The organism is Actinosynnema sp. NPDC049800 (assembly GCF_040656635.1).
GTDB lineage: Bacteria > Actinomycetota > Actinomycetes > Mycobacteriales > Pseudonocardiaceae > Actinosynnema.
This window is the reverse complement of the sequence record NZ_JBFAMT010000035.1, coordinates 18,232-31,267: the sequence shown is the minus strand read 5'-3', so window position 1 is coordinate 31,267 and position 13,036 is coordinate 18,232. Positions and strand designations below refer to the sequence as shown.

8 protein-coding genes are annotated in these 13,036 nt (G+C 72.2%); 6 read left to right on the top strand and 2 right to left on the bottom strand.

Annotated elements, in window-relative coordinates; all coding sequences use genetic code 11:
- Positions 1–236: 236 nt before the first annotated feature.
- Complete coding sequence (locus AB0I91_RS30330) at positions 237–1,004, top strand: helix-turn-helix domain-containing protein (protein WP_498775496.1); 768 nt, start codon at positions 237–239, stop codon at positions 1,002–1,004.
- A 139-nt stretch (positions 1,005–1,143) separates the two neighbouring features.
- On the opposite strand, the gene AB0I91_RS30325 is transcribed toward AB0I91_RS30330, so the two are convergent.
- Both AB0I91_RS30325 and AB0I91_RS30320 read right to left on the bottom strand, forming a co-directional pair.
- Positions 1,144–2,208, bottom strand: coding sequence for a cobalamin-independent methionine synthase II family protein (locus AB0I91_RS30325; RefSeq protein ID WP_498775494.1), 1,065 nt, complete (start codon positions 2,206–2,208; stop codon positions 1,144–1,146).
- A gap of 26 nt (positions 2,209–2,234) precedes the next feature.
- Positions 2,235–3,215 (bottom strand): hypothetical protein, encoded by a 981-nt coding sequence (locus AB0I91_RS30320; protein WP_498775492.1) that lies wholly within the window; start codon positions 3,213–3,215, stop codon positions 2,235–2,237.
- Positions 3,216–3,652: 437 nt separating this feature from the next.
- Here AB0I91_RS30320 and AB0I91_RS30315 point away from each other — a divergent pair, with 437 nt between their 5' ends.
- The 5 genes from AB0I91_RS30315 to AB0I91_RS30295 all read left to right on the top strand — a co-directional run bounded on the left by AB0I91_RS30315 (position 3,653) and on the right by AB0I91_RS30295 (position 13,033).
- Complete coding sequence (locus AB0I91_RS30315; RefSeq protein ID WP_499640011.1) at positions 3,653–9,424, top strand: SDR family NAD(P)-dependent oxidoreductase; 5,772 nt, start codon at positions 3,653–3,655, stop codon at positions 9,422–9,424.
- 1 nt (position 9,425) lies between these two features.
- Positions 9,426–9,884, top strand: a complete 459-nt coding sequence (locus AB0I91_RS30310) for an acyl-CoA thioesterase (protein ID WP_498775488.1) — start codon at positions 9,426–9,428, stop codon at positions 9,882–9,884.
- The gene (locus AB0I91_RS30305) at positions 9,881–10,387 is read left to right on the top strand and encodes a flavin reductase family protein (RefSeq protein ID WP_498775486.1); all 507 of its coding nucleotides are present in this window, start codon (positions 9,881–9,883) and stop codon (positions 10,385–10,387) included. Before AB0I91_RS30310 ends, AB0I91_RS30305 begins: the two co-directional genes overlap by 4 nt.
- A gap of 34 nt (positions 10,388–10,421) precedes the next feature.
- Positions 10,422–11,429 carry an SDR family NAD(P)-dependent oxidoreductase gene (locus AB0I91_RS30300; protein ID WP_499640009.1) on the top strand — a complete coding sequence of 336 codons (1,008 nt, stop codon included), beginning with the start codon at positions 10,422–10,424 and terminating at the stop codon, positions 11,427–11,429.
- A 65-nt stretch (positions 11,430–11,494) separates the two neighbouring features.
- Positions 11,495–13,033: an acyl-CoA carboxylase subunit beta gene (locus AB0I91_RS30295; RefSeq protein WP_498775693.1), complete on the top strand. Its 1,539-nt coding sequence runs from the start codon at positions 11,495–11,497 to the stop codon at positions 13,031–13,033.
- Positions 13,034–13,036 lie beyond the last annotated feature (3 nt).

Here is a 13,036-nt window from a genome sequence, read left to right as displayed (position 1 = left end):
TTCGGGTCGGGAACGGGGTCCCCGGTGCGCGGCCGCACCGGGTGGGCACGGGTCGAGGGGGACGGCGTCGGGCGGCGCCGGCCGGACCTGGTGGGGGATCACGCGGATCCGGCCGCGGCGTGCGGTCGGTCGGCGGGGGTCCGACTTGGACTGACGGCGGGCCACCGCGAGCGGGAGACCGCTGCCGTTCGGGGCGCTCGCCGGTACCGCGTGAGCGAGGGGGATGGAGGAGTGTTGTGCAGAGTGCGGTAGAGCGCGCGATCGACACGATGTGGAACCGTTACCACGAGCCGCTTTCACTGGACGACATGGCGGACACCGCGATCTTGAGCAAGTTCTACTTCTCCAGGGTCTTCCGGACGCTGACCGGCACGTCGCCGGGCCGGTTCCTCACCGCGGTCCGCCTCACGAAGGCCAAGCAGCTGCTGCTGGAGACGTCGTTGAGCGTCACCGAGATCTCGTACATGGTGGGGTACAACAGCCTCGGCACGTTCACCAGCCGCTTCACCCGCAGCGTCGGCGTGCCGCCCGCCCGCTACCGCGCGCTGTCCTTCGGCGGCATGCTCTCGCTGTCGTCGTTCTCCGGACCCGCGAGCGGGACCCGGGCCGGCGCGGTGGCGGGGTGGGTCGGCGTGCCGGAGACCGGGACGCCGGTGCGGGTGTACGTGGGGGCGTTCAAGGACCCGATCGCTCAGGGCATCCCGGTCGCGTGCGACATCCGGGACGGCGCGGGGCCGTACCGGCTGGAGGCGATGCCCGAGGGCAAGTTCCACCTCCGGGCCGCCGTGGTCGCGGTCGACGACCTCGACCCGAACCCGTCGAAGAGACGGCCGCTGTTCGTCGGCGGCACCGACGCCGTCACCGTGTCGACGGGTCGGACCGCGGAAGCGGACATCGAGACCAGGGCGGCGTGCCCGCTGGACCTGCCGATCCTGCTCGCGCTGCCCGAGCTCGACACCCGCAACGCGCCCGACGCCGAACTGGCCGTGCCGTCACCGGGCTAGCACGCCGATGCCCGACGCCCTCCGCCGCCACCCCGGTCACCCGCCGCGCCGAACGTCCGGTGTGGACGGTGCGGCGCGGGCCGTCCGGGCGAGGACGTCGGCACGGCCGCAAGACCGTGCCGACATCGCGCGGCGCCGATCAGGCTCCGAGCGCCTCCGCGGCCAGCCTCGTGCCCTCGACGCGCGCCGAGATCTTGGCGAACGCCGTGTCACGCGAGGTGGAGGTGTCGTCGGCGAACGGGGCGAACCCGCAGTCGTCGCACGTGCCGAGCCGCTCCACGGGGATGAACTCGGCCGCCTCCAGCACCCGGTCCCGCACCTCCTCGGCCGTCTCCACCCGGGGGTCGATGGAGTCGGTCACGCCGATGAAGATCCGCGCGTCGGCGGGCAGGTGCTCCTTGATCACCGCGAGCACCCGCCGGCGGTCGGGTTCGCTCGCCAGCTGCACGTAGAACCGGCCGGCCTTGATCCGGAACAGCTCCGGCAGCAGCTCGGCGTAGTCGACGTCCGCGCTGTGGGTGGAGTCCCAGTCGCCGCCGGGGCACGTGTGCACGCCGATCCTGGCCCGGTCCGCCTCGGAGAACCGCTCCAGCACCGCGTTGTTGAGCGCTACGAAGTCCCGCAGCAACCCGCCCGACGGGTCGAGCTTGAGCGACAGCCGTCCCTCGGTGAAGTCGAGCTGCACCACGGACGCACCCGCCTCCAGGCACGCGCGGATGTCGGCCTCGGTCTCGTTGACGAGGTCGGCGGTGAACTCCTCGCGCGAGTAGCCGTCGATCCCGTCGGCCGGGTAGAGCAGGCTCAGCGCGGACGGCGCGATCACCGGCTGCTTCACCGGCAGCGACGTGAGCCGTTGCGCGTTGCGCAGCTGGTCCACGGCGTGCGCGGCGTAGCGGAACGGCCCGCTCGTGAGCACGGGCAGCTGCCGGGTGTGCCCGTCGGCGAACGGCACGACCGGCCCGCCCGCCGCCAGGTCGGCGATGCCCGCCACCGGGTAGGTCAGGAAGCTCGGCTTGTCCTGCTCGCCGTCGGTGACCACCGGCGAACCGGTGGCCTCGAACCGGCTGACGGTGTCGGCCAGCGCCTTGTCGGTCAGCGCGCGCAGCTCGGCGGCGTCGATGCGGCCTTCCGCGTGGTCGCGGAAGCCCTGCACGAGCTCCGCGGGACGCGGAACGCTGCCGATCGGCTCGGTCGGAATGCCCATGTTCGTCCTTGTTCCCCTCGAAGTGGTCAGGCCCACGGAGCCGTCGGGTACCACGGGATGATCTCCCGCCGGGCCAGCAGCCTGATGTCCCAGTACATGAAGGTGAAGACGCCGGCGACGATCAGGGCGACGGCGGTCACAGTGGCGATCCTGCTCGGTTTGGCGGTGAGCCACCGCTGCAAACGGCCGCCCGTGAAGTAGGCCAGCGCGAGGAACAGTAGGGCCATGATGATGATGTTGCCAACCGACTGGAGGGTGAATGCGGCGGCGCCGTACAAGGGGTTGCCGCTCTCCGCCGCGTCGCGGAACATCTTCCGGAACAGGCCGAACGGGCGACCGATCAGGAATCCGCCGATCAGCACGCCCATGAACACCATCGGCGCGTTGGGGAACCGCTGGGAGATCTTGCGGAACGGGTCGCGCACCAGGCCCAGCGCGGCGAGCCCCAGGTAGAACATCACCAGGCCGATGACGCCGAACACGATCAGCGACTGGATGCTGCGGCTGCTCAGCGTGCCCGGCGCGTTGGCCGCGGTGGAGAACTGCGGCATGCGCGTGCCGATGATGCCGACCAGCACGCCGTACAGCGCGGACACCGGGATCATGCCGACGGCCAACCACCCGATCGGCTTAAGCGTGGCGGCGAGCTTCGCCCACCGCGACCCGGCGGAGCCGAGCATCGGGGCGACGGCGCCGAACGCGGCGATGTTGCACGCGGTGAACGTGCCCGCGATGCCGCTGACGAAGGCGAACGCGATGCCCGCCGCGATGCCCTGGATCGGGGTTTCCTTGGCGTCGTGGCCTAAGAGCGAGTTGGCGACGTTGTCACCGATCACCGAGTCGACGAAGTGGGCCGACCACACGACGGTCAGCAGGAAGCCCGCGATGGAGGCGAGCAGGACGATGAGCCCGCGCCTGCGCGGGAAGTTGCCGGTGACGAACGTCGACGTGCCGACGGTCGGTGTCAGCTCCAGTTGGTCCTTCTGGTTGGTGCCGGTGCGCGCCATGTGATCCCTCTCCGGAGCGGGTGGTGCGGGGGACAGGAGCCCCTGGTGGTGAGCGGCGCTCGTGGGGCCCGGGAAGCATCTCAGTGTGATGCAACGTGGATTTCTTCGTTCGTGCGCACTTGCTGAGCCGAACGGATCGACCTCGCCGGGTCGGGCTCCGGCGACCGGGGGAGTCGACGGGTCCACCGGTCCCCGACGCGGCGGGCGGGGGAGCGGACGCTGCGGCCGCGTGACCGGGTCGTTGCGCGGAGAAATCGAATCACGCTGTTATGGAAAAGCGCAGGTCACAGGGCAAAATAGGAGAAGCAAGTCGTCGGTTGGTCGTGCAGTATTAAGTCGAGCACATATTCCGAAGTGCCGTGAGCCTTTGTCGCGTATGCGCACGGCCGTTTAACGGATTATCCCGAATCCCCGATGTCCACAAAGACGGTGAAAGCATGAGCAGTGAGCGGATCGCAATCGTCGGCATCGGCCTGCGCTACCCCGATGCCGGTTCCACAGGGGAACTGTGGGAAAACGTACTGGCCGGTCGTCGGGCCTTCCGCAGGCTGCCCGACGAGCGGATGAACCAGGCGGACTACTACTCCCCCGACCCCGAGGCGCCCGACCGCTTCTACAGCACGAAGGCCGCGGTGCTGCGCGACTTCGAGTTCGACCGCGTCCACTACCGAGTGGCGGGCAGCACGTTCCGCTCCACCGACCTGACGCACTGGCTCGCGCTCGACGTGACCGCCCAGGCGCTGGCCGACGCGGGATTCCCCGACGGCGAGGGCCTGCCGAAGCGGTCCACCGGCGTGGTGCTGGGAAACAGCCTCACCGGTGAGTTCTCCCGCGCGAACATCATGCGGCTGCGCTGGCCTTACGTGCGCCGCACGGTCGCCGCGGCGCTGGCGGGCAAGGGCTGGCCCGAGGACGAGATCGCGGGCTTCCTGAGCGAGCTGGAAGTGGACTACAAGGCCCCGTTCCCGGAGATCAACGAGGACACCCTGGCGGGCGGCCTCGCGAACACGATCGCGGGCCGCATCTGCAACTACTTCGACCTGCGCGGCGGCGGCTACACCGTCGACGGCGCGTGCTCCTCGTCGTTGCTGTCGGTCGCCACGGCCGCCAAGTCGCTCGTCGAGGGCGACATGGACGTGGCCATCGCGGGCGGTGTCGACCTGTCGATCGACCCGTTCGAGGTCATCGGGTTCGCCAAGACCGGCGCGCTGGCCAAGCGCGTGATGAAGGTCTACGACAAGGACTCCAACGGCTTCTGGCCGGGCGAGGGCGCCGGTTCGCTCGTGCTGATGCGCGAAGAGGACGCCCTGGCCAAGGGCGCGCGCATCTACGCGACCATCGCCGGCTGGGGCGTCTCCTCGGACGGCAAGGGCGGCATCACCCGCCCCGAGGCCGACGGCCACCGCCTGGCCCTGCACCGCGCCTACGGCCGCGCGGGCTACGGCCTGGAGTCGGTGTCCTACTTCGAGGGCCACGGCACCGGCACGGCGCTGGGCGACGAGACGGAGATCGAGGCGCTGTCCTCGGCCCGCCGCAACGCCGACCCCAACGCCCGGCCCGCCGCGCTGAGCACCGTCAAGGGCAACTTCGGGCACACCAAGGCCGCGGCGGGGGTCGCCGGACTGATCAAGGCGGCCCTCGCCGTGCACCACCAGGTCATCCCGCCGGGCACGGGCCACTACGACCCGCACCCGAAGCTGACCGCCGACGACGCGGTGATGTACGTGCCGCTCGAGGCCGAGCTGTGGCCGGAGGACCAGCCGGTGCGCGCCGGCGTGTCGGCCATGGGCTTCGGCGGCATCAACACCCACATCGCCCTGGAGGCCGCGCCCGACGCGCCCCGCCGCGAGCAGCTCGACGTGCGCACGAAGGCGTTGGTCGCCGGTCGCCAGGACGCCGAGGTGCTGCTGTTCGACGCGCCCGACCGCACGACGCTGAAGGACCGCGTCGCCGAGGTCGCCGCCCTGCTGCCGAAGCTGGCCTTCGCCGAGCTCGGCGACCTGGCGTCGGCGCTGGCCGCGCGGCTCACCGGCTCGTCGCTGCGCGGCGCCGTCGTGGCCCGCACGCCCGAGGAGGCCGAGCGCAAGGTCGAGAAGCTGATCGTCGCGGTGAGCGAGAACACCACGCTCTTCGACGCCGCCGACGGCGTGTTCCTGGACGACCGGGCCGCGGAGCCGCGCCTGGCGTTCCTGTTCCCGGGCCAGGGCTCGGGCCGGGGCGCGGTCGGCGCCATCCGCCGCCGCTTCCCCGTCGCTGAGGAGGTCTTCCAGGCCGCGGGCCTGCCGACCGACGGCGACCAGGTCGCCACGGAGGTGGCGCAGCCGCGCATCGTCGCCGGCTCCCTCGCCGCGCTGAACGTGCTGCGGGAACTGGGCATCCAGGCGCACACGGCCGTCGGGCACAGCCTCGGCGAGCTGACCGCGGTGCACTGGGGCGGCGCGCTGAGCGCCAACCGGGTGCTGTCGCTGGCCGCCGAACGCGGTCGCGTCATGGCGAGCGCCAGCAAGGGCGGCGGCGCGATGGCGGGCCTCGGCACGACGGCCGAGCGCGCGCTCGAGCTGGCGGCGGGCGAGGACGTCGTGATCGCCGGCTACAACGGCCCCGCGCAGACCGTGCTGTCCGGTCCGGCCGAGGCCGTCGACCGGGTGTGCGCGGTGGCCCGGGCCGCGGGCGTGCAGGCGACCCGCATCAACGTCTCCCACGCGTTCCACTCGCCGCTGGTGTCCCCGGCGTCGGAGGCCATGGCGGAGCGGCTGGTCGACTTCGACTTCGGCCGGCTGATCCGCCCGGTGCACTCCACCGTCACCGGCGACGTGCTGGAGGCGGGCGCCGACCTGCGCGAGCTGCTGCGCGACCAGATCACCCTCCCGGTCCGGTTCCACGAGGCCGCCGCCAAGGCCGCCGCGACGACCGACCTGGTCGTCGAGGTCGGCCCCGGCCGCGTCCTCACCGGCCTGCTGGAGGAGATCGCCCCCGACAAGCCGGCGCTCTCCGTCGACACCGACAGCGGGTCGCTCACCTCGCTGCTGACCGTCGTCGCCGCCGCGCACGTGCTCGGCGCGCCGGTCCGCACGGACGTCCTGTTCAGCGACCGGGTCATCCGCGACCTGCCGCTGGACGGCTCGATGACGTTCCTGGCGAGCCCCTGCGAGACGGCTCCCGCCCTCGACTCCGCCGTGCGCACGGCCGAGCAGGCCGCCTCCGCCGCGGCCAAGGCGGCGAAGTCCGAGACCGCCACGGGTTCCGACGGCGAGTCCACGCTGGAGCTGCTGCGCCGCTTGGCCGCGGAGCGCGTGGAGCTGCCGCTGGAGGCCATCACCGCGAACACGCACCCGCTGGACGACCTGCACCTGAGCTCCATCACGGTCGGCCAGCTGGTCAACGAGGTCACCCGCAGCCTCGGCCGCCCGGCCCTGGAGGGCACGACCAACTTCGCCACCGTGCGGATGGGCGAGCTCGCCGAGCTGATCGACAACCTGGCCGACACGGCGCACACCGACGAGCGCGACAACGGCGAGGTGCCCGGCGTCGCGCCGTGGGTGCGGCCGTTCCTGGTCGAGCACGTCGAGCGCGAGCTCGTGGCGGCGGCGCCCGGACCGGTGGGCGAGTGGACCGTCTACGCGCCCGAGGGCCACCCGCTGGCCGAGCCGCTGAAGGCCGGCCTGCCCGGCGACGGCGTGCTCCTGCTGCTGCCGCCGGAGGGCGGTGACGCGCACGTCGGCCTGTTCCTGGAGGCCGCGCGCGACGTGCTGGCGTCCGGTCGCAGGCTCGCGGTCGTGCAGCACAAGCTCGGCGCGTCGGGCCTGGCCCGCACGCTGCACCTGGAGGCGCCGCACATCCCGGTGACGCTGGTCGACCTGGCCGACGACACCGACGCGGTGCGCCGGGTGGCGGCCGAGGTCGCGGCCACGACGGAGTTCTCGCAGGCCCGGTACGACGCCGACGGCGTGCGGACGGTGCCGGTGCTACGGGCGGTGTCCGGTCAGGTGGCGCCCGACTCGCCGGGGGGCACCCCGCTCGACTCGGACGACGTGCTGCTGGTCACCGGTGGCGGCAAGGGCATCACGGCCGAGTGCGCCATCGCGATGGCCACCGACTCGGGCGCGTCCCTGGCGCTGATCGGCCGGGCCGACCCGGCCGCCGACCCCGAGCTGGCGGCCAACCTCGCCCGGATGACCGCGGCCGGGATCAAGCACCGCTACGAGCGGGCCGACGTGACCTCCGCCGAGCAGATCGCCGTCGCGGTGGCGAAGTTCCGCGCCGAGCTGGGCGAGGTGACCGCCGTGCTGCACGGCGCGGGCCGCAACGAGCCCAAGGCGTTGACGGGACTGTCCGAACAGGACTTCCACGCCACGCTGGCGCCGAAGATCGCCGGCCTCAACGCGGTGCTCGACGCCGTCGACCCGGAGCAGATCAAGCTCCTGGTCACGTTCGGCAGCATCATCGGCCGGGCGGGCCTGCGCGGCGAGGCGCACTACTCCACCGCCAACGACTGGATGAGCGAGCTGACCGTCGACTTCGGCGTGAAGCACCCGCACGCCAGGGTGCTGGCCCTGGAGTGGTCGGTCTGGTCCGGCGCGGGCATGGGCGAGCGGCTGGGCGTGGTCGAGGCGCTGATGCGCGACGGCATCACGCCGATCTCCACCGACGCGGGCATCGCGGTGCTGCGCGAGGTGCTGGCCGACCCGACCGTGGGCCCCGTGCTGGTGGTCTCCGGCCGCGCCGCGGGCCTGCCGACGTTGGAGATGGCGAGCACCGAGCTGCCGCTGGCCCGGTTCGTGGACCGCGTGCTGGTCCACTACCCGGCGGTCGAACTGGTCACCGAGGCCGACCTGTCCGACGGCAGCGACCCGTACCTGGGCGACCACCTGCTCGAAGGCGACCTGCTGTTCCCGGCGGTCATCGGCATGGAGGCCATGACCCAGGTGGCCAGTGCCCTCACCGGGCACGAAGCGCCGCCGATGCTGGAGGACGTGGAGTTCCTGCGGCCGGTGGTCGTGCGGCCGGGAGGCTCGCTGACGGTGCGCATCGCCGCGCTCGCCCGCGACGCCGAGACGGTGGACGTCGCGATCAGGGCCGAGGACACCGGGTTCTCCGCCGACCACTTCCGGGCCCGACTGCGGTTCCCGCGGCCGGCGATCCCCGGTGACGTGGTGGACGGCGCCCCCGTGCTGCCGCTGGTGCCGGTCGACCCGGTCACCGAGCTGTACGGCAGCGTCCTGTTCCAGGGCAAGCGGTTCCAGCGGTTGCAGGGCTACCGGCGGGCGAGCGCCCGGCACGCGGTGGCCGAGGTCGCCACGACCTCCGTGGCCACCTGGTTCGCGCCGTTCCTGCCGCAGGACCGGATGCTGGCCGACCCGGGCACGCGGGACGTGATGATGCACGCGATCCAGTGCTGCGTCCCCGACGCCACGCTGCTGCCGCAGAGCGTGGAGCGGCTCTACCTGGCCGCGCCGGTGGACCAGCTGGCCCAGTACGTGGTGCTGGACGCCCGCGAGCGGTCGCAGGACGGCGACAGCTACACCTACGACCTCGACGTGCGCGACCCCGAGGGCCGGCTCGTCGAGCGGTGGGAGGGCCTGGTGCTGCGGGCCGTGCGCAAGCGCGACGGCGCGGGACCGTGGACGCCGACCATGCTCGGCTCGTACCTGGAGCGCTCGCTGGAGCGGGTCCTGGGCGGCAGCCGCGCGGTCGTGGTCGAGCCCGACCCGACCGACGCCTCGCCGGAGCGGCGCGCGCAGACCGCGCTCGCGCTCAGCCGGGCGCTGGACCGCCCCGTCGAGGTGCGCTACCGGCCCGACGGCAAGCCGGAGGTCGACGGCGCGGAGGTGTCCGCCTCGCACAGCGCGGGCGTCACGTTCGCCGTGGCGGCCGCGGGCGGCACGCTCGGCGTGGACGTCGAGGAAGCCGTCGCCCGGTCGGAGGAGGACTGGACCGGTCTGCTCGGCGACGACCTGATCGCCGTGCGCGACCTGCTCGCCTCCGAGGTCGGCGAGACGGCGGCCATCTCCGGCACCCGCGTGTGGAGTGCCCTGGAGTGCCTGCGCAAGACCGGTTCCACCACGCAGGCGCTGACCGTCGACCGGGTCCACCCGGACGGCTGGGCCGTGCTGTCGACCGGCGACGCCAAGGTCGCCACCTGGGTGACCACCGTCATCGACCGGGCCGAGCCGGTGGTGTTCGCGGTGCTCGTGGGCAAGGAGAGCTGACATGACCGACTACTACGAGATCCGGCACACCGTCGGGTTCGAGGAGACCAACCTCGTCGGCAACGTGTACTACGTGAACTACCTGCGGTGGCAGGGGCGGTGCCGGGAGATGTTCCTGAAGGAGAAGGCGCCGAGCGTGCTGCGGGACCTCCAGGACGACCTCAAGCTGTTCACCCTCAAGGTGGAGTGCGAGTTCTTCTCCGAGATCACTCTCTTCGACGACCTGTCGGTGCGGATGCGGCTGGAGGAGCTGACCCAGACGCAGGTCCAGTTCAGCTTCGACTACGTCAAGGTCACCGGCGGCCAGGAGGTCCTGGTCGCCAAGGGCAGGCAGCGGATCGCGTGCATGCGCGGCCCGAACACCAACACGGTGCCTTCCCGGGTGCCCGAAGACCTGCGGAAGGCGCTCGCGCCCTACGCCGAGGCCCCGGCACTCGCCCGTGCCGGGCTGGGGGGATGACGGACATGTACGAGGCGGCGCCCACGATGGAGGAGACCTCGCTGCGGGAGGCCATGTCCCTGTTCGCGACCGGGGTCACGGTGCTGACGGTCGGCGGCGAGCGCGCGCACGGCATGACGGCGAACTCGTTCACCTCGGTGTCCCTCGACCCGCCGCTGGTGCTCTGCTGCATCTCGCACTCGGCGGTGATGCACGACGCGATCGCCAACGCCAAGCGGTTCGGCGTGTCGATCATGGGCGCGGACCAGCGGGACACCGCGAAGTACTTCGCCGACAAGCGCCGGCCGCTCGGGCCGGAGCAGTTCGACGCGGTGGACTGGATCGAGGGACCGCACACCGGCGCACCGCTGCTCAACGGTTCGCTGGCCTGGCTGGAGTGCGAGCTGGTGCAGTTCTACGAGGGCGGGGACCATACGATCTTCGTGGGGCAGGTTCTCGGCTCCAGTCGCGGCGCGAGCGCGTCGGCGCTGCTGTTCTACAGCAGCTCGTTCCACCAGGTCTGACCCGCGGGTCCGCCCGCTTCGGGAGGGAGTGCACATGCTGGTGACCGTCACCGGGGGTACCGGTTTCGTCGGCTCGCACACGGTGGCGGAGCTCGTGCGCGCCGGACACCGGGTCCGACTGCTGGTCCGGGACGCGGACGCGGTGGAGGCCGCCACGCGACCGCTGGAGGTGCCGCCCGACGCCGTCGACGTCTTCGTCGGCGACGTGACCGACGAGCGGTCGGTCGACGCGGCGGTGCGCGGCGTGGACGCGGTGGTCCACGCGGCGTCGGTGTACTCGTTCGACCGGCGCAGGCGGGCGGAGATGCTGCGGACCAACGCACACGGCACGGAGGTGGTGCTCTCCGCCGCCCGCCGTGCCGGTGCGGGCCGCATCGTCCACGTGTCGAGCATCGCGGCCCTGTTCGGGCCCGGTGTGCGGGTGATCCGCGAGCAGTCGCCCGTCGGCGCGACCCGGGAGCCGTACGCGGCCACCAAGGCCGCGTCGGAAGCCATCGCGCGGCGGCACCAGGAGGAAGGGGCGCCGGTGGTCGTCAGCTACCCGCCGCCCCTCCTCGGGCCGCACGACCCGAAGCTCGGCGACCAGGTCGAGCGGCTGCGCAACACGTTGCGCGGGATCATGCCGATGTGGCCCTCGGGCGGGCTGCAGATCGGCGACGTGCGGGACACGGCGGCGCTGCACGCGGCGCTGCTGTCCCCGGACGTCACGGGCCGGCACTTCGGGCCCGGGCACTACCTGACGATCAGGGAGTACCTCGACGGCATCAGGAAGGCCACCGGTCGCGCGTTGCCGGCGGTCTTCCTGCCCGCCGCGATGATGACGCCCGTCGGGCGGCTCGTCGACCTGGTGCAACCCTTCTGGCCGTGGCACATCCCCGCCGAGTACGGCGCGATCGCCACGGTCGGCGCGGCGGTCCGGGTCGACCCGGCCGCGAGCACGCTCGACCTCAAACCCCGTCCGTTCGCCGACACGGTCACCGACACGGTGCGGTGGCTCGCCGACACCGGTGCGGTGACCGATCGCCAGGCAGGCCGACGATGACCACTTCAGGGATCGACCACGTCAACGGGCACTCGGACTTCCGACCCGAACTGCCCATCCGCACGATGGACCTGTTGCGGGAGCGCAACGACGACCTGCGCGACCGCGCGGTGTCCAACGCCGAAGCGGTGCGCCGGCAGCGCTCGCTCGGCAAGCACACGGCGCGTGAACGCCTGGACATGCTGCTGGACAAGGGTTCGTTCACCGAGATCGAGCTCTACCGGCGGCACCAGGCGCACGGCTTGAAGGTGTCCGAGCACCGCCCGCACACCGACGGCGTGGTGGCGGGCTCGGGCACCATCGAAGGGCGGCGCGTGTTCGTCTACGCGCAGGACTTCACCATCTTCGGCGGTTCGCTCGGCCAGGCGCACGCGGCGAAGATCCACAAGGTGATGGACATGGCCATCGACACCGGCTCGCCCATCATCGCGCTGAACGACAGCGGCGGCGCGCGCATCCAAGAAGGCGTGATGGCGCTCGACGGCTACGGCGGCATCTTCCGCCGCCAGGTCGAGGCGTCCGGCGTCATACCGCAGATCGCGGTGGTGCTCGGCCCGTCCGCGGGCGGCGCGGCGTACTCGCCCGCGCTGGCCGACTTCACGTTCATGGTGCGCGGCACGGCGCAGATGTACCTGACCGGTCCCGACGTGGTGCAGGCCGTGTCGGGGGAGAAGGTCACGCACGACGAGCTGGGCGGCGCGTCGGTGCACGGCGAGCTGTCGGGCGTGGCGTCGTTCGTGCACGACGACGAGGAGTCGTGCCTGGAGGACGTCCGCTACCTGGTGTCGATGCTGCCGTCGAACAACCTGGAGCCACCGCCCGCCCGCGAGCCGGTCGGCGCGGTGGACGACGTGCGGCCGGAGTTCGCCTCGATCGTGCCGGTCGAGCCGAACAAGCCCTACGACATGCGCACGCTCATCGAGGAGCTGGTGGACGACGGGGAGTTCCTCGAAGTCCACGAGGGGTGGGCGCGCAACGTGGTGGTGGCGTTCGGCCGGATCGACGGCGCGGTCGTGGGGCTGGTCGGCAACCAGCCGCTGGTGTTCGCGGGCGTGCTGGACATCGAGGCGTCCCAGAAGGCGGCGCGGTTCGTGCGGTTCTGCGACGCGTTCGGCATCCCGCTGGTGTCCCTTGTGGACGTCCCGGGGTTCCTGCCCGGCACGTCGCAGGAGCACGCGGGCGTGATCCGGCACGGCGCGAAGCTGCTCTACGCCTACTGCGAGGCGTCCGTGCCGCGCATCCAGGTGATCGTGCGCAAGGCGTACGGCGGCGCGTACATCGTGATGGACTCCCGGTCCATCGGGACGGACCTGGCGCTGGCCTGGCCGACCAACGAGATCGCGGTGATGGGCGCGGAGGGCGCGGTGAACGTGATCTTCCGCAAGGAGCTCGCCGCGGCGGCCGACCCGGACGCGCTGCGGGCCGAGCTGCTGGCGGAGTACTCCGAACAGCTCGTGCACCCGTACTACGCGGCCGAGAGGGGCCTGGTCGACGACGTGATCGACCCGGCGCACACCCGGTCCGCGGTCGCGCGGGGTTTGGCGATGCTGCGCGACAAGCGTCGCCCGACGCCGGCGCGCAAGCACGGCAACGTGCCGCTGTAGCCC